This window comes from Burkholderia sp. AU18528 (assembly GCF_002223215.2).
Lineage (GTDB): Bacteria > Pseudomonadota > Gammaproteobacteria > Burkholderiales > Burkholderiaceae > Burkholderia > Burkholderia semiarida.
Genome location: NZ_NKFC02000002.1, coordinates 58,538 through 77,791, shown reverse-complemented (window position 1 = coordinate 77,791; position 19,254 = coordinate 58,538). Strand labels below are relative to the sequence as shown.

Below are 19,254 nucleotides of genomic sequence, written 5' to 3'. Positions count from 1 at the left end.
CGTGGCGGGCCTGCTTCGGCGGTGTGACGCGTGGTTCGACACACGTTGTCGTGCATGTGCAGAAGTCCGCCGGTTCGTCTGATCCGCGTCCGTGGCGAGCACACAGTATTTCTCTCGGTTACCTCGGGACTTATCCCTCACACCCCCGAACGACCGATGCATCGACACCCAGGCCAACCTCACAAACAAAAACGGCGTGTTTCACGTGAAACACGCCGCCCGTTTCCCCCACCGCATCAGCAATCAAGCCGTCTTCTTCGTCAACCCGAGATAAGTCTCGATCACCCGCGGATTCTGCGCAAGCTCGGCAGCCGCCCCTTCCAACGCGAACTCGCCCGTCTCCAGCACATAGCCGTAGTCGGAGATCTGCAACGCCGCCCGTGCGTTCTGCTCGATCAGTAGCGTCGCCACGCCGGTGCCGCGCAACGCGCTGATGATATGAAAGATCTCCTTCACGATCAGCGGCGCCAACCCGAGGCTCGGTTCGTCGAGCATCAGCAGGTCGGGCTTGCCCATCAGCGCACGACCGACCGCCAGCATCTGCCGCTCGCCGCCGGACAGCGTGCCGGCCGCCTGCCTGCGGCGCTCCTTCAGCCGCGGGAATAGCGCGAACACGTGGTCGAGCTGATCGAGGAAGTTCGCTTCGCCCGCCTGCTTGCGCCGGTACGCGCCGAGCACGAGGTTGTCCTCGACCGTCATCGTGCTGAACAGCTCGCGCTTTTCCGGGACGAGGCACATCCCGCGCGCGACGCGCTGCTCGACCGGCAAGGCGCCGACCTCGTTGCCGCGATATACGACCGCTCCCGACGCGTGCCCCGTTACCGGCAGTGCCCCCATGATCGCGTTCAGCAGCGTCGATTTACCGGCGCCATTCGGGCCGATCACGCTGACGATTTGCCCCGCTCCGACCTTGATCGCGGCACCGTGCAGCGCTTCCACCTTCCCGTACCGCACCGCCAGCCCGCGTACTTCGAGAATCGGCATCGTCGTGTCCGTCATCACTCCACCCCGCCCAGATACGCTTCGAGCACGGCCGGGTCCTGCTGCACATCCTGCGGCAGCCCTTCCGCGATCCGCGTGCCGAATTCCATCACCACCAGCCGGTCGGTGAGGTTCATCACGAAATCCATGTCATGTTCCACGAGCAACACGCTCATGCCCTCGGCCTTCAGCCGCCGCAGCAGGTCGGCGAGTTGCTGCTTCTCCTGGTAACGCAGGCCCGCGGCCGGCTCGTCGAGTAGCAGCAGCGTCGGATCGCAGCACAGCGCCCGCGCGATTTCGAGAATCCGCTGCTGGCCGAGCGCGAGGCTGCCCGCTTCGTCGTACATATGCTTCTCGAGCCCGACGCGGCGGATCTGGCGCGCGGCTTCGGCCAGCAACTGCGCTTCCTCATGCGCATTGAGCCGAGCAATGCTGCGCCACACGCCCGTATGACCCCGCAGATGGGCACCGATCGCGACGTTCTCGAGCACCGTCATCGCCGGCAGCAGCTTCACATGCTGGAACGTGCGACCGATGCCGCGGCGGACGATCTGACGCGACGTCAGCCCGTCGATACGCTCGCCGCGGAACGTGATCGCGCCGCCGGTCGGCTTCAGCACGCCGGTCACGAGGTTGAACGTGGTCGACTTGCCCGCGCCGTTCGGGCCGATCAGCCCGATGATCTGCCCCGCTTTCACGTCGAAACTGACGTCGTTGACGGCCACGAGCCCGCCGAACTGCTTGCGTGCGTTGTCGACCACGAGCAGCGGCTCGCCGGCCACCGGCTTGGCGCGCTGCGGCAGCGGGTCGGCCTGCGCCGGCACGTGCGCGCGCGGCCCGCGTGGGAACAGTCTCGCGACGAACGGCCATACGCCCTGGCGCGCGTACTGCAGCAGCAGCACCATCAGCACGCCGAACACGATGATCTCGAAGTTGCCTTCCGAGCCGAGCAGCTTCGGCAGCAGCGTCTGCAAATAATCCTGCAGCACGGTCAGGATCGCCGCGCCGAGCACCGCGCCCCACACGTGCGACACACCGCCGACCACGGCCATGAACAGGAATTCGATCCCGTGGTTCAGGCCGAACGGCGTCGGGTTCACCGCGCGCTGCAGGTGCGCATACAGGAAGCCGGACACGGCCGCGAGCACAGCCGCGTAGACGAAGATCACGACGCGCATCCACGCGGTATTCACGCCCATCGCCTCGGCCATCACGCCGCCGCCGCGCAGCGCGCGGATCGCGCGGCCGGGCCGGCTGTTGAGCAGGTTCTGCACCGACACGATCGCGGCCAGCACCACGGCCCAGATCAGGAAATACAGGCTGCGCCCGCTTTCGAGCACGATGCCGAACAGGTTCAGCGCTGGAATCCCGTTGATCCCGTCGTACTTGCCGAGCAGTTCGAGGTTGCCGAACAGGTAGAACAGCGCGAGCCCCCACGCGATCGTGCCGAGCGGCAGGAAATGCCCGGACAGCCGCATCGTCACGGCGCCTAGCACGAGCGCCACGAGCGCCGTCAGCACCACGCCGACGATCAGCGCGAGCCACGGTGACACGCCGTACCGCGTCGTCAGGAACGCGGTCGCATATGCGCCGATGCCCACGAACGCGGCCTGCCCGAAGCTCGTCATCCCGCCGACGCCCGTCAGCAGCACGAGCCCGATCGCGACGATCGCATACAGGCCGATGTAGTTCAGCAGCGTGATCCAGTACTCGGGCACCTGCAGCGCGCCGGGCAGCACCGGCAGCGCGAACAGCACCACGAGAAACAGCCAGAAGGCCTTGTTGCGTACCATCGTCTTCATCGCGTCACTCCTCTTCCTCTTCCGCATGCGGCGTCACGAAGCTGCGCCACAGCAGCACCGGAATGATCAGCGTGAACACGATCACCTCCTTGTACGCGCTCGCCCAGAACGACGAATACGATTCGAGCACGCCGACGAGCAGCGAGCCGGCGGCCGCGAGCGGATAGCTGACGAGCCCGCCGATGATCGCGCCGACGAAGCCCTTCAGGCCGATCAGGAAGCCCGAGTCGTAGTAGATCGTCGTCAACGGGCCGACGAGGATCCCGGACAGCACGCCGAGCCCCGCCGCGAACGTGAATGCGAGCCGCCCGGCTTCGGTGGTGCCGATGCCGACGAGCCGCGCACCGAGCCGGTTCACCGACGTCGCACGCAGCGCCTTGCCGGCGATCGTGCGGCCGAAGTACACGTAGAGCGCGCCGATCAGCACGAGCGCCGTGACGACGACCAGGATGCTCTGCACCGACACCGTCAGGCTGCCGATCGCGAGCGACGCGTCCGAGAACCCGTTGGTGCGCGAGCCTTCCGCGCCGAACATCACGAGGCCGAGGCCGACCATCGCGAAATGGACGGCCACCGACACGATCAGCAGCAGCAGCGTCGTGCCTTCGGCGATCGGCTGGTACACGAGCCGGTAGACGAACGGCCCCATCGGCACGACGATCGCGAGCGTCAGCGCGATCTGCGCGAGCATCGGCATCGGCTGCGCGGCAAAGCTGCGCGTGATCGCGAACACCGCAAGCGGCAGCAGCACGTAGCGGCTGCCGAGCGTCGCGAGCGTACGGCCGAGCTGATGGCGGCGTTCGCGATGCCGGATCAGGCCGCCGGCCTCGAGCAGGAAGCATGCGATGCCCATCACGAACAGCAGCCAGCAGGTCGCGGGGAATTTCTGCGCCTGCAACGCGGCCAGCGTCAGCGCACCGTAGGCGACGAATTCGCCCTGGGGAATGAAGATCACCCGCGTGACGGAAAATACCAGCACGAGCGCCAGCGACAACAATGCATAAATGGCGCCGGTCGTGATGCCGTCTTGCGCGAGGATCGCCGCAATCGAGAGATCCATACGTTTCGTGTATCGAGAGAATGCTGCGGAGAAACGAAAGGCGGAAACGGCCGGGGCGCGCGCGACACGATCGGCACGTCGCGCGCCACGCGGCGGGCCCCGGGGTTCCAGGCGGCACGGGTGCGAGCCGTCAGGCGCGTCACCCTGCCGACGGCATGCGCGGCGCCGTTCGTGCCGCGCATGCCGGTTTCACGTGATGCTTACTCGGCCTGCAGCTTCCACTTGCCGTCGACGATCTGCACCATCACGCGCGCACGCGTGTCGAAGCCATTGTGGTCGGTCGCCGTCATGTTGATCACGCCGTGCGAGACGGGCAGATCCTTCACGCTTTCGATCGATGCGCGCAGCGCTTCGCGGAACGCCTCGGTGCCCGGCTGGCCCTTCTTCAGCGCTTCCGGAATCGCCCGCTGCAGCAGCAGGCCCGCGTCCCAAGCATGGCCGCCGAACGTCGACAGCGAACCCGCACCGTACGCCTTCTCGTACGCGGCCTTGTAGCCGAGCGCCGGCTTCTTCACCGGATTCGAATCGGGCAGCTGGTCGGTTACGAGCACGGGGCCGGCCGGCAGGATCTCGCCTTCGCAATCCTTGCCGCACACGCGCAGGAAATCGTTGTTCGCGACGCCGTGCGTCTGGTACACCTTGCCCTTGTAGCCGCGCTCCTTCAGCGTCTTGGCCGGCAGCGCCGCCGGCGTGCCGGAGCCGGCAATCAGCACCGCATCCGGGTTCGCGCCCAGCAGCTTCAGCACCTGCCCCATCACCGACGCGTCGGTCCGGTTGTAGCGCTCGTTCGACACGAGCTTCAGCCCGTTCTTCGCGGCTGCCGCGTCGAACGTCTTGTACCAGCTGTCGCCGTACGCATCGGCGAAACCGATGAAGCCGACCGTCTTCACGCCGTGCTTCGCCATGTAGCCGGCGATCGCGTCGGCCATCAGCTGGTCGTTCTGCGGCACCTTGAACATCCACGCGCGCTTCGCGTCCATCGGCGCGATGATCTGCGCGCTCGCCGCGAGCGAGATCGTCGGCGTCTTGCCCTGCGACACGGGGTCGAGCATCGCGAGCGAGTTCGGCGTGACCGACGAACCGATGATCGCGTCGACGTGATCCTCGTCGATCAGCTTGCGCACGTTCTGCACCGCGCGGCTCGTGTCGGACGCGTCGTCGAGCACGATGTACTGCACGCTCTTGCCCGCGATTTCCTTCGGCAGCAGCGCGATCGTGTTCTTTTCCGGAATCCCGAGCGAGGCGGCCGGGCCGGTGGCCGACAGCGTCACGCCGATCTTCACCTGCGCCGACGCCGTGGCCGCCGCACACACGAGGCCCGCGGCAAGCAGGGCCTCCATCCATCGATTCATCTTCATTTACGTTGTCTCCAAACGCTGCTCGAAAAAACCACGGTTGCTCGGGCGGCTCCCGGTCCCCAAACAAGTTAATATCTTAATTATCTCGCCCATCCGCGCCCATGCTCGTTTTCCCGCGAAACGCCGCACCCATGCGCCGCATGCCGATCGAAACGGCCGTTCGACCGTCACGATGCGCAGCAGCGGTGTCGTCAGGATGAAGAAGGCGAAGAAATGAGAAAGCGTGCGGAAGCTGGTTGCGCGCGCATCGATGGTCGGCACGCGCGGCGAGCGATACAACATCGGGAAGCCGGCCGCTCATGCGAATGCGAATGCGAATACGGATGCAGAGACGGATGCGAGTGCAACGACCCGCACGGGCGCCGGGACGCGCATACAGGCCGCGGAGCGGCTCGGAAATGCCGCGATGCCCCGTCGCGCACCCGATGATGAACGAACGGCGCCCGCCGCCTCTGCTGCCCCGATCCACCGTGCTGCGCTGCTCATCCAACCGTACTCCCTGTTCTGCATTGTGCTTGTAGGAGAACTGCCGACCGATTTTCCCGACCGCACGGTCGGCGAAAGCCGAGTGTAACGGACGCCTTTCGCGCACGCCAACCGGGTAAGCCCGAAGCGCCTGTGCAGGATTGCGCATCGTCGGCGAACGGATCGCGGGAAACGGAAAAAACGGGGAATGCGGCGAAGCGCGGAAAAGACGCGGTGCGAACGCAAACGCGGGAAGCGGCCGTCACGCCGGCCGATGCACCATCGATGGAATCCGTGCACGCAAATGAAAAAGCGCTGTTGGATTCCGTCCAACAGCGCTTTAGGGTCCGGGCACTTTGTGCCTCGATTGTCTCCTCGTTCTCCACCTGCAAATTCGTTTCGCGGTGCATCAGAACTAGGTTGAATCTTAAAGAGGCTTAAGCACCACGACAACTTAGCATTTACCCCTATGGTGCATCGCCGCACGAAAATGGGGCACCAGCGGGCCGCGCGGTGCAGGCCCCAGCCGCCGCGCCGCCCTTCCCGGGCGGGCCGGATGGTGCTGCGCATCAACGCGCGGCGACGCGCACGGCATGCTCACGACGTCGCCCTGAGCGGCTTGATCCGCGCGACCATCTCGCCGACGATGCCGCGCCGGAACGCGAGCACGCATGCGATGAAGATCAGTCCGGTGACGATCGTCGCCGATTCGCCGAGCGAATGGAACCACGCGACGCCCGTCGTCGACGCGAGCCATTCGCCGATGTCGCCGAGCCGGTCTTCCAGCGCGACGATCAGCGCGGCGCCGAGCAGCGGCCCGAACAGCGTGCCCATCCCGCCGACGAGCGTCATCAGCACGACGAGGCCCGACATCGTCCAGTACGCGTCCGACAGCGTCTCGAAGCCGAGCACCAGCACCTTCAGCGAACCGGCCAGCCCCGCGAGCGCGGCCGACAGGATGAACGCGAGCAGCTTGAAGCGGTCGGTGTCGTAGCCGAGCGAGATCGCACGCGCTTCGTTCTCCTTGATGGCGACGAGCACCTGGCCGAACGGCGAATGGACGACCCGCACGATGAACGCGCATGCGGCCACGACCACCGCCAGCACGACGTAGTACAGCGCGACGTCGTTCGACAGGTCGAGCAGCCCGAACAGGCGGCCGCGCGGCACGCCCTGCAGGCCGTCCTCGCCGTGCGTGAACGGCGCCTGCAGATAGATGAAGTAGACCATCTGCGCGAACGCGAGCGTGATCATCGCGAAGTAGATGCCCTGCCGGCGGATCGCGAACAGCCCGACGACGAGCCCGAGCAGCGTCGCGGCGACGGTGCCGACCAGCACGCCGAGCTCCGGCGTGAAACCGAGCGTCTGCATCGAATAGCCGGTCGCATAGCCGGCTGTCGCGAGAAACATCGCATGGCCGAACGACAGCAGCCCCGTATAGCCGATCAGCAGGTTGAACGCGGCCGCGAACAGCGCGAACGCGAGCACCTTCATCACGAACACGGGATACGCGCCGATGAACGGCGCGGCGAGCAGCGCGGCGAGCAGCACGCCGTAGAGCACTTTTCTCTGCATCATTTTTCCTTGCCGAAGAGGCCCGCCGGGCGGAACAGCAGCACGATCGCCATGATCACGAACACGACGGTGGCCGATGCTTCGGGATAGAACACGCGCGTGAAGCCCTCGATCACGCCGAGCAGCAGGCCCGTGACGATCGAGCCGAGGATCGAGCCCATCCCGCCGATCACGACCACCGCGAACACGGTGATGATCATCGGCTGGCCCATCAGCGGCGACACCTGGATCACCGGCGCGGCCAGCACGCCCGCGAACGCCGCGAGCGCGACGCCGAAGCCGTAGGTGAGCGTGATCATCATCGGCACGTTCACGCCGAACGCCTCGACGAGCTTCGGGTTCTCGGTGCCCGCGCGCAAGTACGCGCCGAGCCGCGTCTTCTCGATCACGAACCACGTCGCGAGGCACACCGCAAGCGACGCGACGACCACCCAGGCGCGATAGTTCGGCAGGAACATGAAGCCGAGATTGGTCGCGCCGGACAGCTGCGACGGCACGTCGTACGGCTGACCCGACGATCCGTAGATCGACCGGAACACGCCTTCGACGACCAGCGTGAGCCCGAACGTGAGCAGCAGCCCGTACAGGTGATCGAGCTTGTACAGCCAGCGCAGCATCGAGCGCTCGATCGCGATCCCGAACACGCCGACGATCAGCGGTGCCAGCACGAGCATCGCCCAGTACGGCAGCGCGAGATACGACAGGCCCATCCACGCGAGCATCGCGCCCAGCATGAACAGCGCGCCGTGCGCGAAGTTGATCACGTTGAGCAGCCCGAAGATCACCGCGAGCCCGAGGCTCAGGATCGCGTAGAACGAGCCGTTGACGAGCCCGAGCAGCAACTGGCTCAGCATCGCCGGCAACGGAATGCCAAAGATTTCCATCGACTTAGCCGTCAGAATGAGTTTCGTTGCGTACGCAACTTTCATGCAGCGCGCATGCGGGCGGCGCAGCGGGCACGTCGCCGCAGCCGCCACCGTGCGACGCGCCCGTGCGCGCCGCTACGCGATGCCTACTTCCACAACGCGCAGCGCGTCTCCTGCTTGGTGCCGAACGCCTGTTCGCCCGGAATCGTCGCGAGCACCTTGTAGTAGTCCCACGGCTCCTTCGATTCCGACGGCTTCTTCACTTCCATCAGGTACATGTCGTGGATCATGCTGCCGTCCTGGCGGATGTAGCCCTTCGCGTAGAAGTCACTGATCTTGATCTTCTTCAGCTCGGCCATCACCTTGTCGGAATCGGTCGTGCCGGCGGCCTGCACGGCCTTCAGGTAGGTCGTCACCGACGAATAGTCGGCCGCCTGCAGGCTCGACGGCATCTTCTTCATCTTGCCGAAGTAGCGCTGCGCCCACTGGCGCGATGCCGCGTCGCGGTTCCAGTACCAGCTGTCGGTCAGCACGAGGCCCTGCGTCGTTTCGAGGCCGAGGCTGTGCACGTCGTCGATGAACATCAGCAGCGCGGCGAGCTTCATCGTCTTCATGATGCCGAATTCCTTCGCGGCCTTGATCGAGTTGATCGTGTCGCCGCCCGCGTTCGCGAGGCCGAGGATCTGCGCCTTCGACGATTGCGCCTGCAGCAGGAACGACGAGAAATCCGACGCGGACAGCGGGTGGCGCACCGCGCCGAGCACCTGGCCGCCGTTCGCCTTCACGACGTCCGACGTGTTCTTCTCGAGCGCCTTGCCGAACGCGTAGTCGGCCGTCAGGAAGAACCACGTCTTGCCGCCCTGCTTCACCACCGCCGAGCCGGTGCCTTTCGCGAGCGCCATCGTGTCGTACGCGTAGTGGACCGTGTACGGCGTGCACTGCTCGTTGGTCAGCGTGTCGGCACCCGCGCCGATGTTGATGTAGACCTTCTTCTTCTCGGCCGCGACCTGGTTCATCGACAGCGCGGTGGCCGAGTTCGTGCCGCCGACCAGCAGGTCGAGCCCGCCGCGGTCCATCCATTCGCGCGCCTTCGACGCGGCGATGTCGGCCTTGTTCTGGTGATCGGCATAGACGACCTCGATCGGCTTGCCGAGCACCTTGCCGCCGAAGTCCGCGACCGCCATGCGGATCGCCTCGAGACCGCCCTGCCCGTCGATATCCGCGTAAAGCCCCGACATGTCGGTGATGAAGCCGATCTTCACGGTATCCGCCGCGTGGGCGGCGCCGGCGGTGAACGCGGCGCTCGCGAGCGCGAGACAGGCCTGTGCGAGGGTCTTCATTTTCATTGACGTCTCCTGTTGTTCTGATGCGTTGTGGTTGTTCGAGGGCCGCCACGGCCAGCGGCAAGGGAAACGGGGGGCGTCATACTCCGAGCAGGTCGTGCAGGGTCGGCATCTTGCTTTCCAGTTCGGCTGCGCGGAAATGCTCGACGATGCTGCCGTGCTCCATCACGTAGAAGCGGTCGGCGAGCGGCGCGGCGAAGCGGAAATTCTGTTCGACCATCACGATCGTGTAGCCGCGCGCCTTCAGCGCGACGATCATTCGCGCGAGCGCCTGCACGATCACCGGCGCGAGGCCTTCGGAAATCTCGTCGAGCAGCAGCAGGTTCGCGCCGGTGCGCAGGATCCGCGCGACCGCGAGCATCTGCTGCTCGCCGCCCGACAGCCGCGTGCCCTGGCTCTGCCGGCGCGACGCGAGGTTCGGGAACATCGCGTAGATCTCGTCGAGCGACATCGCATGCTCGCGCGGCCCGATCAGCGGCGGCAGCATCAGGTTCTCCTCGCACGACAGGCTCGAGAAGATCCCGCGCTCCTCCGGGCAGTAGCCGATGCCGTAATGCGCGATGCGATGCGTCGCGAGGCCGATCGTCTCGTGGCCGGCGACCTTGATCGACCCGCTGCGGCGGCCCGTGAGGCCCATGATCGCGCGCAGCGTCGTCGTGCGGCCCGCGCCGTTGCGACCGAGCAGCGTGACGACCTCGCCGCGATGCACGGTCAGGTCGACGCCATGCAGGATGTGGGATTCCCCGTACCAGGCCTCCAGGCCCGTGATCTCCAGCGCAGGCGTACCGCTCTCGACGCCGCTCAATTCGCGTTCCTCCCGTTCGCTGTGCTTCATGCGTGCGCCCCCGCGAGCGCCGCGTCGGCGCTGCCCATGTAGGCTTCGATGACGAGCGGGTTCTTCGACACTTCCGCATACGAGCCTTCGGCCAGCACCTCGCCGCGTTGCAGGACGGTGATCGTGTCGGAGATCCCCGCGATCACGTTCATGTTGTGCTCGACCATCAGGATCGTGCGGCCGCTCGCGACCTTCTTGATCAGCGCGGTCACGCGGTCGACGTCCTCGTGGCCCATGCCCTGCGTGGGCTCGTCGAGCAGCATCAGCTCGGGCTCCATCGCGAGCGTCGTCGCGATCTCGAGCGCGCGCTTGCGGCCGTACGCGAGCTCGACGGTCGGCACGTGCGCGAAATCGGTGAGGCCGACCTGCGTGAGCAGATCCATCGCGCGATCGTCGAGCCGCTTCAGCGTGCGTTCGCTGCGCCAGAAATGGAATTCGGTGCCGAGCGCGCGCTGCAGTCCGATGCGCACGTTCTGCAACGCGGTCAGGTGCGGGAACACGGCCGAGATCTGGAACGAGCGGATGATGCCGCGCCGCGCGACCTGCGCGGGCCGCTCGTCGGTGATGTCGATGCCGTTGAAGACGATCTGGCCGGCCGTCGGCGTCAGGAATTTGGTGAGGAGGTTGAAACAGGTGGTCTTGCCCGCGCCGTTCGGCCCGATCAATGCATGGATCGCACCGCGCCGCACACGCAGGTTGACGCCGTTCACGGCGGTGAAGCCCCTGAATTCCTTCGTCAGTCCGCGTGTTTCCAGAATCGTGTCGCCGAGAATCATGTTCCCTTCCGTACGAAGTCAGGCGAAGCACCGGGAAGCCTGGCGCAAGCGGCCGCGAACAGGTCAGCGGATCAGCCGGCTGCCCCCGGGCGCCGTGGTACGCCTCGAGGGTGGTCTCCCGCGCCGACGCGTATGCACATTGCGCAACATTGTCGCGCCGTTGGTGCAGTGCAATCATCGGGATTTGCACTTATAGGGATGGCCACCCTGTCGGATGCGACCGCGCGCGAATTTCACCGTGCTTTTTTGACACGTGCATCATCACCGGTTGAACTGCTGCAGGACATGGTACGCACGCGCCGAAAAAAAGCCGCGCGACGACGCGCGGCTCGCACGGATCTTGCGCACCGGCAGCTTGTTTCGCATCGCGAATCAGCGGGCGTTCGCGCAACCGCCCGCTCGTGCGCATGTCAGCGGGCCTTCATGCCGCCGTCACCGCGGCCTCGGTTCGCACCGACGTCGTTTCGCGCGCCGCACGGCGGTCGGCGCGGATCATGTCGCTCGCGCGCTCGGCGATCATCAGCGTCGGCGAATTGGTGTTGCCCGACGTGATGAACGGCATCACCGACGCATCGACGATCCGCAGCCCGGCGATGCCGCGCACGCGCAGCCGGCTGTCGACCACCGCCCGCTCGTCGTCGGCGCGCCCCATCCGGCACGTGCCGACCGGGTGGAAGATCGTCGTGCCGACGACGCCGGCCGCATCGACCAGTTCGGCCTCGGTCCGGTACTGCGTGCCCGGCAGGATTTCCTCGGGGCGATAGCGCGCGAGCGCCGGCGCGGACGCGATGCGGCGCGTGAGGCGCAACGCGTTCGCGGCGACGTGCCGATCGTGATCGGTCGACAGATAGTTCGGCGCGATCGCCGGTGCGCTGCGCGGATCGGCGCTCGTCACGTGCACGCTGCCGCGCGAGCTCGGCCGCAAGTGGCACACCGACGCCGTGAAGGCGTTGAACCCGTGCAGCGGTTCGCCGAAGCGTTCGAGCGACAGCGGCTGCACGTGGTACTGGAGATCGGGGCGCGTGAGCGCGGGATCGTCCGGATCCGATTTCGCGAACGCGCCCAGTTGCGACGGCGCCATCGACATCGGCCCGCGCTGCAGCAGCGCATATTCGGCGCCGATCATCAGCTTGCCCCACCAGCGCGCGGAGAGTGTATTGAGCGTACGCACGCCGTCGACCCGAAACGCCATCCGCAATTGCAGGTGATCCTGCAGGTTTTCGCCGACGCCCGGCAGATCGTGCACGACGTCGATGCCGAGCGCCTGCAGCCGCCGGCCGTCGCCGATACCCGACAGTTCGAGCAGTTGCGGCGAATTCACCGCGCCCGACGTCAGCAGCACTTCCGCGCTCGCCCGCGCGACGTAATCGGTGCCGCCGCCGTGGTATTCGACGCCGACCGCGCGCCGCCCGTCGAAAATCACGCGCTGCGCGTGCGCGCCGGTGATCACGGTCAGGTTCGGGCGCGCCATCGCGGGCCGCAGGAACGCCTTCGACGTATTCCAGCGCACGCCGCGCTTCTGGTTCACCTCGAAATAGCCGACCCCGGCATTGTCGCCGCGGTTGAAATCGTCGGTGGCGGGAATGCCCGTCTGCTGCGCGGCCTGCGCGAACGATTCGAGGATTTCCCAGCGCAGCCGCTGCTTCTCGACGCGCCAGTAGCCGCCCGCGCCGTGCGCGTCGCTCGCGCCCGCATGGTGATCCTCGCTGCGCTTGAAGATCGGCAGCACGCTGTCCCACGACCAGCCGGCGTCGCCCGTTTCCTGCGCCCAGTTGTCGTAGTCCTCGCGCTGGCCGCGCATGTAGATCATCCCGTTGATCGACGAGCAGCCGCCGAGCACGCGGCCGCGCGGATACGACAGCGCACGGCCGTTGAGCGCCGCTTCGGGCTGGGTCTTGTACAGCCAGTCGGTGCGCGGGTTGCCGATGCAATACAGATAGCCGACCGGGATATGAATCCAGTGATAGTCGTCCTTGCCGCCCGCTTCGAGCAGCAGCACGCGGATGTCGGGATCCTCGGTCAGGCGGTTCGCGAGCACGCAGCCCGCGGTGCCCGCGCCGACGATCACGTAGTCGAATTCGCCCTCGAGCGTGCGTGGTGTACTCACGGTGTTGTCTCCTTCGTTCTTGTGTGCCGCGCGTGTGTTCCCGCACGTCATTTTCAGCATAGTGCGTCGGGGCCGACGCGACCGATGAAGCGTACTCCCGCCGCCGTCCGCCGATCCAATGAGTTATGCTGAACTGCGTTATAAGCCGCGCTCATATCACGACGATGGATCTCACCCTGCTCCGCGCGTTCGCGACGGTCGCGCGCGAAGGCAACCTGACGCGCGCCGCCGCACAGCTGCATCTGACACAGCCGGCCGTCAGCCTGCAAATCAAGCATCTGCAGGAAACGCTGGGCGTCGTGCTGTTCACGCGTACGTCGCGCGGGCTCGCGCTCACCCGCGACGGCCAGACGCTGCTGCCGCATGCGGAACGCGCGCTAGCCGCGGCCGCCGACGTGCAGCGCGCCGCTGCCGCGCTGCGTCACGAGGTGCGCGGCCGGCTGCGGATCGGCACGATCCTCGATCCGGCGTTCCTGCGGCTCGGCGGCTTCCTGCGCGCGCTGGTCGAGACCCATCCGCAGATCGAGACCGCGCTGCGGCACGGGATGTCGGGCTGGGTGCTCGAACAGGTGCGCGCGCAGGCGCTCGACGTCGGCTACTACATCGGCCGGCCCGACGAGGACGCGCCGCGCGACAACGCGCTGTTCCACACCGTCACGCTCACGCATTTCCAGTACCGCGTGCTCGCGCCGGCTGGCTGGAAGGAGCGCGTGCAGCGCGCGCACGACTGGCGCGCGCTCGCCGCGCTGCCGTGGATCTGGACGCCGCCCGCGTCCGCGCACCACCGGCTGCTGTCGCGGCTGTTCGCGGCGGCCGGCGCGCAGCCGGTCAAGGTGGCCGAGGTCGACCAGGAGCAGTCGATGCTCGACCTCGTGAAATCGGGGATCGGGTTGACGCTCGCACGCGATTCGACCGCGCTGGCCGAGGCGCACGCGCATGCGCTGACGATCGTCGAACGCGTGACGGTGCCGACCGAACTGACGTTCGTGACGCTCGCCGAGCGGCGCGACGAACCGGCGATCGCGGCCGCGCTGCGGTTGATCGAAGCGCAGTGGGCGATATGAGCGACGCTCATCGTGCGTGATCGGGCTGGCGGGTGAAAAGATCGCGCGGATAGATCGACCGGCGGTTCAACTTTCGTTCCGGTCCAATTGAAGCGAGTGAAAGACGTTTGTAATCTCGTTGATTCGTCTATCGAACACGGGAAATCCAGACATGACCGGTCCGCTCGCCGATCACGCGCGATCGCAAAGCTTCGCGGTATGCGATGCGTTGCGACGCCATCGCCGCACGCTCGCTGAAAACCTGCCTCCCCATACCAGCATTCGCACGCATCAACGCAACGGCTGGTTGATCGGCGACGATTCCTTCAGTGGCGATTTCGATCTCGATCCGCATCTTGCGAGCGAGCTTCTGCACGCGCTCGTCACATCGGGCCAGTGTTCCGCGTCCGACTGGGTGCATGACGTCGCGGACAGCGGGCATACCGGCGATCCAGGAACGCTCGCCCGGCTTTACGAAGAAGGCCGCAACAACCTGGTGGGGCCGGGAAGCATCGTCGGAAACCTCAACACCGGGCTCGGTGCGGCCCATGCTGCGCATGCGCTGTCCCTGAAACGCAACATCGACGCGGGCGCGCAGACGTTGCTCCGCCGCGCTGCACCAAGCGTGAAGATCAACCATTCCGTCACGCTCTATGACGCCAACACCACGGGAAAGGGAAAACCCCGTCCGAAGCTGCGGATACGCAACCTGCCGATCCAGAGCGTCCAGCCGGCGCTCGGGCCGCATGCGAAGCACAATCCGCGCACGCAAACCACGACTGCCGCGCTCAAGGCGGCGGATCTCAAACAGCTCACGCCCAGGATTTCGCCACTCAGGCACCTGTACGCCGGCAGCCTGATCGGCAGCGGTGTTCTGACGTTTGCGCCGAGTCTGGCACTCGACATGGCGGCGAGTATCAGCCGGGATACGCAGGGCGCGTTGAGATTCGACAGTCGTGCGTTCATGCTCGCGTCTGCGCGGAGTCAAAGCGGGAATCTACTCGGGTTTGGTTTTTCGACGGCAACGTCCGCTATTCTCCTCTGGGCCGGCGCCAGTGCGCTCCCGGTCATTCTGTTCTCGTTCGGAGTCGGATTCGGCATACAAGTGCTCTGGAACGCCTCCATCGGCCCCGACCTTGCAGAATCGCAAGCCCGACGCCTGCTGGATAACTGACATGATGTTTCCCGATCTCGAGCGCGCCCGCCCGCTTCTTCGCCATGCGCCGATTTACCTCGGCCTCGTCAACTTCATACTCGTCGGCCTCTGCCTGAGCGTCATCGCGAAAGCTAACGGCATCGCGTTCAAGCTTATAAGTGGGCCTATGCTGGCGATCCTTGTCGCGGGACCGGCTGCCGGATACCACATCAAATACCGTTCCACGCTGTCCGTACGCTCGCTGGCGGCGATCATGATTTATATCGTTGGCGGATTCGGTCTCCTGATGGGTACCGCTTTGTTGAGTGCGTGGTCGCTCATCGAAAAACCGGCGTCCAGCATGCCGTACCTGCTTTTCGTGTTTCTTTATCACGCAACCATATTGACCGCACTCGCGTTGCCGTTTGCCCTCAAACTCCGCGAACTGAAGCGCCATCCCGATCGCCGTTTCAGGAATAACCAATACCTCGCCGATACCCGCACGTTCACGATCGATCCCAACTGCGGAAAGACCGTTCCCACTAACAGGCTCGCGCCAGCGACCATCGCCCTGACCGTCACCCTGCCGATTGCGTTGAATACCTACATCGGCAAAAACAGCAGCGCGCTTCTGATCGCGACATCGCTGTACGCGCTGTTATTTTCTTACGTCGCCGCCGTCTTCATCGGGCCGAAACTGGCCTACCTGTATGAGTTGTACCGATATGAGCGCCAAACCGGCCGACGCTTCATCAACCAGGAATACGAGAAAGTACAGGCGCTCCGCCGCACCTTCCTCCTGTGCCGCTTGTTGGCGAAATTGGCATCGTTTCGGCGCGCGCACTGATGATGTTTCCCGACCTCGAGCGCGCGCGGCCGCTTCTCTGCCATGCCCCGCTTTGCCTCGGCCCTTGCAGCGTCATGATCGTCGGCTTCTGCCTGTACGCCATCGCGAAGGCAAACGGCATCGCGTTCCAGATCATGAGCTGGCCCATGCTTGCGATTCTTGTCGCAGGGATGGCTGCCGGATACCAGATCAAGTATCGCTCCACGCTGTCCGTACGTTTTCTGGCGGCGTTCACAGTCTATATCGTTGCCGTATTCGGTCTTCTGATGGGTACCGCTATGTTGAGCGTGTGGTCATTCATCGAAAAACCAGCATCCACCAAGCCGTACCTACTTTTCGTCTTCCTCTATCACGCGGCCGTGCTGGCCTCGCTCGCGTTTCCGTTTGCCCTCAAGCTCCGCGAACTCAAGCGCCATCCCGGTCGCCGTTTCAGAAATAACGAATACCTCGCTGATATCCGTTCGTTCACGATCGATCCCAATTGCGGCAAGACCGTTCCCACCAACAGGCTCGCACCGGCGACCATCGCCTTGACCGTCAACCTGCCGATTGCGCTGAATACCTACATCGGCGAAAGCAGCGGCGCGATTCTGATCGTGACATCGCTGTACACGCTGACATTTTCTTACGTCACTGCCGTCTCCATCGGGCCGAGAGTGGCCTACCTGTACGAGTTATACCGGTACGAACGCCAAACCGGCCGACGCTTCATCAATCAGGAATACGAGAAAGTTCAAGCGCTCCGCCGCACCTTCCTGCTGTTCCGCCTGTCGGCGAAACTGGCATCGCTTCGGCGCGCGCGCTGATCCCTGCGAGCCCCGCATTGCGCCCCTACCCTCCGCAGCAGTCGGCTCGCCGCCCGCTCGTCACGCCACCTACCCAGGCTTTTTGCTAGATTGTGCGTTCGCACACCGCGAGACCCCGATTGAAGGAGACCCGCATGGCCCGCAACATCGAGATCAAAGCCCACGCCCGCGAATTCGACCGGCTGCGCGAACAGGCGGCGAAGCTCGCGACCGAAGCGCCGCTCTTCTACCGCCAGCAGGATTTCTTCTACGACGTGCCGCGCGGCCGGCTGAAGCTGCGCCGCTTCGAGGACGGCACGCCGGCCGAGCTGATCTTCTACCAGCGCGACGACCGCGACGGCCCGAAAGCGTCGTACTACACGCGCAGCCCGGTGACGAACCCCGACGCGATGCATGCGCTGCTCGCCACCGCGCTGACCACGCGCGGGATCGTGACGAAGGAGCGGCACGTGTACCTCGCGGGCCGTACGCGCATTCACCTCGACCGCGTCGACGGCCTCGGCGATTTCATCGAGCTGGAGGTCGTGCTCGGCCCGGACGACGACGAAGCCGGCGGCGAGGCCGAGGCGCATGACGTGTTCGCGAAGCTCGGCGTCGCGCAGGAGGACCTCGTCGCGGTCGCTTATGTCGACCTGCTGAACGCCGACGCGCAATCCGAAGCGGCCTGATCCGGCCCCACGAGCGGCGGGGCCGCGCGCCCTGCCGTCAGCGTCGGCGCGCCGTCACGCGGCCCCCGGCGCCAGGTGCGCCAGCGGCAGCGCACCGTTGCGCTTGAAGGTCGTCAGCACGATGTTCGAGCGCACGCTGTCGACGCCCGGCACCCGCATCAGCTTCTTCATCACGAACTGCGACAGCGCGTTGAGATCGGGCGCGACGATCCGCAGCAGGTAGTCGGCATCGCCCACCACCGCGTGGCATTCGAGCACTTCGGGCAGCACGTCGATCTGCTGCTGGAACTGCTCGATGATCGAATCGCCGTGATGCTTGAGCTTCAGGCTCGTGAACGCGGTCACACCGAGCCCGAGCTTTTCGGGGCGCAGCATCACGCGGTAGCCTTCGATCACGCCGGCCGCCTCGAGCCGCTGCAGCCGTCGCCCGATCTGCGACGGCGACAGCGGCACCTCCTCGCCCAGCTGCTGATGCGTCGCGCGACCGAAGCGCTGCAGCACGTCCAGCAGCGCGAGATCGAAGTGATCGAGTTCCACCATGAGTGTTCTCCGCATTGATTCGTGATTTGATGCGCGATTATCGCATCATCATGCCAATCTTCGCCAACTATGCGCCCAATCCGCGCGCATCCCGCTCTACACTTGCATGGTTCCCAACCACAGCGTGCAGAGCCTGATCATGTCCACCGTCGTCACCGCGAAACTGCAAGAGCAGTTCGACGCGGGCCTCGAAACCCGTGCCGATTTCACCATCGACCAGTCACTGCAGCGCTACGGCCAGGTCGACCACGCGGTGTGGAAGCAGCTCTATGCGCGCCAGTCGGCGCTGCTGCGCGGCCGTGCGTGCGACGCGTTCGTCGCCGGGCTCGGCAAGATCGCGCTGCCGGCCGATCGTGTGCCGTCGTTTGCCGACGTGAACCGCCAGCTGAAGCCCGCGACCGGCTGGGAAATCGTCGCGGTGCCGGGCCTCGTGCCCGACCGCGTGTTCTTCGCGCACCTCGCGAACCGGCGCTTCCCGGTCACCTGGTGGATGCGCCGTCCCGACCAGCTCGACTACCTGCAGGAACCCGACTGCTTCCACGACCTGTTCGGCCACGTGCCGCTGCTGATCGAGCCGGTGTTCGCCGACTACATGCAGGCGTATGGCCGCGTCGCGCTCGCGGTCGCCGACGACGAAGCAGCGCTCGCGCGGCTCGCGCGGCTCTACTGGTATACGGTGGAATTCGGGCTGATTCGCGACCCGCGCGGGACGAACGGCCTGTCGATCTACGGCGCCGGCATCGTGTCGAGCAAGGGCGAAAGCCTGTACAGCCTCGAAAGCGCGGCGCCGAACCGGCTCGGGTTCGACCTCGAGCGCGTGATGCGCACGAAGTACCGCATCGACACGTTCCAGAAGACCTACTTCGTGATCGACGATTTCGCGCAGTTGTTCGCGCTCGCCGACGTCGACGGCCGCGCGCTGGCCGACCGGCTCGCGGCGCTGCCCGAATTCGCGGCCGGCGCGGTGCTCGAAACCGACCGCGTGCTGCATCGCGGCACGGGCGAAGGCTGGCCCGACGACGCCGACGCGTGACGCGCCGGGCGCCC

The 19,254-nt window shown here is 65.7% G+C and carries 18 protein-coding genes; 6 read left to right on the top strand and 12 right to left on the bottom strand.

Annotated features, from left to right (window positions below; all coding sequences use genetic code 11):
- Positions 1 to 243 precede the first annotated feature (243 nt).
- The 11 genes from CFB52_RS00490 to CFB52_RS00440 all read right to left on the bottom strand — a co-directional run bounded on the left by CFB52_RS00490 (position 244) and on the right by CFB52_RS00440 (position 13,168).
- A complete protein-coding gene (locus CFB52_RS00490; RefSeq protein WP_099315913.1) occupies positions 244 to 999 on the bottom strand; it encodes an ABC transporter ATP-binding protein in 756 nt (251 codons plus the stop codon).
- A complete protein-coding gene (locus CFB52_RS00485; protein WP_099315912.1) occupies positions 999 to 2,783 on the bottom strand; it encodes an ATP-binding cassette domain-containing protein in 1,785 nt (594 codons plus the stop codon). Before CFB52_RS00485 ends, CFB52_RS00490 begins: the two co-directional genes overlap by 1 nt.
- A gap of 4 nt (positions 2,784 to 2,787) precedes the next feature.
- Positions 2,788 to 3,843 (bottom strand): branched-chain amino acid ABC transporter permease, encoded by a 1,056-nt coding sequence (locus CFB52_RS00480; protein WP_060966452.1) that lies wholly within the window; start codon positions 3,841 to 3,843, stop codon positions 2,788 to 2,790.
- Positions 3,844 to 4,043: 200 nt separating this feature from the next.
- The gene (locus CFB52_RS00475; RefSeq protein ID WP_059580480.1) at positions 4,044 to 5,201 is read right to left on the bottom strand and encodes an ABC transporter substrate-binding protein; all 1,158 of its coding nucleotides are present in this window, start codon (positions 5,199 to 5,201) and stop codon (positions 4,044 to 4,046) included.
- Positions 5,202 to 5,483 (bottom strand): hypothetical protein, encoded by a 282-nt coding sequence (locus CFB52_RS34505; RefSeq protein ID WP_059580478.1) that lies wholly within the window; start codon positions 5,481 to 5,483, stop codon positions 5,202 to 5,204.
- Between the two features lie 780 nt (positions 5,484 to 6,263).
- The gene (locus CFB52_RS00465) at positions 6,264 to 7,241 is read right to left on the bottom strand and encodes a branched-chain amino acid ABC transporter permease (RefSeq protein ID WP_059580695.1); all 978 of its coding nucleotides are present in this window, start codon (positions 7,239 to 7,241) and stop codon (positions 6,264 to 6,266) included.
- The gene (locus tag CFB52_RS00460; RefSeq protein WP_059580692.1) at positions 7,241 to 8,125 is read right to left on the bottom strand and encodes a branched-chain amino acid ABC transporter permease; all 885 of its coding nucleotides are present in this window, start codon (positions 8,123 to 8,125) and stop codon (positions 7,241 to 7,243) included. Before CFB52_RS00460 ends, CFB52_RS00465 begins: the two co-directional genes overlap by 1 nt.
- 128 nt (positions 8,126 to 8,253) lie before the next feature.
- Complete coding sequence (locus CFB52_RS00455) at positions 8,254 to 9,453, bottom strand: ABC transporter substrate-binding protein (RefSeq protein ID WP_059580476.1); 1,200 nt, start codon at positions 9,451 to 9,453, stop codon at positions 8,254 to 8,256.
- 76 nt (positions 9,454 to 9,529) lie between these two features.
- Complete coding sequence (locus CFB52_RS00450) at positions 9,530 to 10,285, bottom strand: ABC transporter ATP-binding protein (RefSeq protein WP_059580474.1); 756 nt, start codon at positions 10,283 to 10,285, stop codon at positions 9,530 to 9,532.
- Positions 10,282 to 11,061, bottom strand: coding sequence for an ABC transporter ATP-binding protein (locus CFB52_RS00445; RefSeq protein ID WP_006477266.1), 780 nt, complete (start codon positions 11,059 to 11,061; stop codon positions 10,282 to 10,284). The genes CFB52_RS00450 and CFB52_RS00445 overlap by 4 nt, the downstream gene beginning before the upstream one ends.
- A 421-nt stretch (positions 11,062 to 11,482) precedes the next feature.
- Positions 11,483 to 13,168, bottom strand: a complete 1,686-nt coding sequence (locus tag CFB52_RS00440) for a GMC family oxidoreductase (protein ID WP_089464482.1) — start codon at positions 13,166 to 13,168, stop codon at positions 11,483 to 11,485.
- A 164-nt stretch (positions 13,169 to 13,332) separates the two neighbouring features.
- Here CFB52_RS00440 and CFB52_RS00435 point away from each other — a divergent pair, with 164 nt between their 5' ends.
- The 5 genes from CFB52_RS00435 (at position 13,333) to CFB52_RS00415 (ending at position 17,667) form a co-directional block, all read left to right on the top strand.
- Positions 13,333 to 14,232: a LysR family transcriptional regulator gene (locus CFB52_RS00435; RefSeq protein ID WP_059580472.1), complete on the top strand. Its 900-nt coding sequence runs from the start codon at positions 13,333 to 13,335 to the stop codon at positions 14,230 to 14,232.
- 151 nt (positions 14,233 to 14,383) lie between these two features.
- Entirely contained in the window at positions 14,384 to 15,385 is a 1,002-nt protein-coding gene (locus CFB52_RS00430) for a hypothetical protein (protein WP_059580468.1), read from the top strand.
- A 1-nt stretch (position 15,386) separates the two neighbouring features.
- A complete protein-coding gene (locus CFB52_RS00425) occupies positions 15,387 to 16,193 on the top strand; it encodes a hypothetical protein (RefSeq protein ID WP_059580467.1) in 807 nt (268 codons plus the stop codon).
- Entirely contained in the window at positions 16,193 to 16,999 is an 807-nt protein-coding gene (locus CFB52_RS00420) for a hypothetical protein (RefSeq protein WP_059580465.1), read from the top strand. Before CFB52_RS00425 ends, CFB52_RS00420 begins: the two co-directional genes overlap by 1 nt.
- A gap of 134 nt (positions 17,000 to 17,133) precedes the next feature.
- Positions 17,134 to 17,667, top strand: coding sequence for a class IV adenylate cyclase (locus CFB52_RS00415; protein WP_059580462.1), 534 nt, complete (start codon positions 17,134 to 17,136; stop codon positions 17,665 to 17,667).
- Between the two features lie 54 nt (positions 17,668 to 17,721).
- On the opposite strand, the gene CFB52_RS00410 is transcribed toward CFB52_RS00415, so the two are convergent.
- Positions 17,722 to 18,207, bottom strand: a complete 486-nt coding sequence (locus CFB52_RS00410) for an Lrp/AsnC family transcriptional regulator (protein WP_060310246.1) — start codon at positions 18,205 to 18,207, stop codon at positions 17,722 to 17,724.
- Positions 18,208 to 18,313: 106 nt separating this feature from the next.
- On the opposite strand from CFB52_RS00410, the gene phhA reads away from it, so the two are divergent.
- Positions 18,314 to 19,240, top strand: a complete 927-nt coding sequence (phhA, locus tag CFB52_RS00405; RefSeq protein ID WP_099315909.1) for a phenylalanine 4-monooxygenase — start codon at positions 18,314 to 18,316, stop codon at positions 19,238 to 19,240.
- Positions 19,241 to 19,254: the final 14 nt, after the last annotated feature.

Excerpts from the sequence above, each read along its gene's own strand:
- CFB52_RS00425 (WP_059580467.1), top strand. The coding sequence starts at position 15,387 with ATGATGTTTCCCGATCTCGAGCGCGCCCGCCCGCTTCTTCGCCATGCG.
- CFB52_RS00420 (WP_059580465.1), top strand. The coding sequence starts at position 16,193 with ATGATGTTTCCCGACCTCGAGCGCGCGCGGCCGCTTCTCTGCCATGCC.
- CFB52_RS00460 (WP_059580692.1), bottom strand. The coding sequence starts at position 8,125 with ATGGAAATCTTTGGCATTCCGTTGCCGGCGATGCTGAGCCAGTTGCTG.
- CFB52_RS00450 (WP_059580474.1), bottom strand. The coding sequence starts at position 10,285 with ATGAAGCACAGCGAACGGGAGGAACGCGAATTGAGCGGCGTCGAGAGC.
- CFB52_RS00430 (WP_059580468.1), top strand. The coding sequence starts at position 14,384 with ATGACCGGTCCGCTCGCCGATCACGCGCGATCGCAAAGCTTCGCGGTA.
- CFB52_RS00445 (WP_006477266.1), bottom strand. The coding sequence starts at position 11,061 with ATGATTCTCGGCGACACGATTCTGGAAACACGCGGACTGACGAAGGAA.
- CFB52_RS00490 (WP_099315913.1), bottom strand. The coding sequence starts at position 999 with ATGACGGACACGACGATGCCGATTCTCGAAGTACGCGGGCTGGCGGTG.
- CFB52_RS00485 (WP_099315912.1), bottom strand. The coding sequence starts at position 2,783 with ATGAAGACGATGGTACGCAACAAGGCCTTCTGGCTGTTTCTCGTGGTG.
- CFB52_RS00410 (WP_060310246.1), bottom strand. The coding sequence starts at position 18,207 with ATGGTGGAACTCGATCACTTCGATCTCGCGCTGCTGGACGTGCTGCAG.
- CFB52_RS34505 (WP_059580478.1), bottom strand. The coding sequence starts at position 5,483 with ATGTTGTATCGCTCGCCGCGCGTGCCGACCATCGATGCGCGCGCAACC.
- CFB52_RS00465 (WP_059580695.1), bottom strand. The coding sequence starts at position 7,241 with ATGCAGAGAAAAGTGCTCTACGGCGTGCTGCTCGCCGCGCTGCTCGCC.
- CFB52_RS00435 (WP_059580472.1), top strand. The coding sequence starts at position 13,333 with ATGGATCTCACCCTGCTCCGCGCGTTCGCGACGGTCGCGCGCGAAGGC.
- phhA (WP_099315909.1), top strand. The coding sequence starts at position 18,314 with ATGGTTCCCAACCACAGCGTGCAGAGCCTGATCATGTCCACCGTCGTC.
- CFB52_RS00455 (WP_059580476.1), bottom strand. The coding sequence starts at position 9,453 with ATGAAAATGAAGACCCTCGCACAGGCCTGTCTCGCGCTCGCGAGCGCC.
- CFB52_RS00415 (WP_059580462.1), top strand. The coding sequence starts at position 17,134 with ATGGCCCGCAACATCGAGATCAAAGCCCACGCCCGCGAATTCGACCGG.
- CFB52_RS00475 (WP_059580480.1), bottom strand. The coding sequence starts at position 5,201 with ATGAAGATGAATCGATGGATGGAGGCCCTGCTTGCCGCGGGCCTCGTG.
- CFB52_RS00480 (WP_060966452.1), bottom strand. The coding sequence starts at position 3,843 with ATGGATCTCTCGATTGCGGCGATCCTCGCGCAAGACGGCATCACGACC.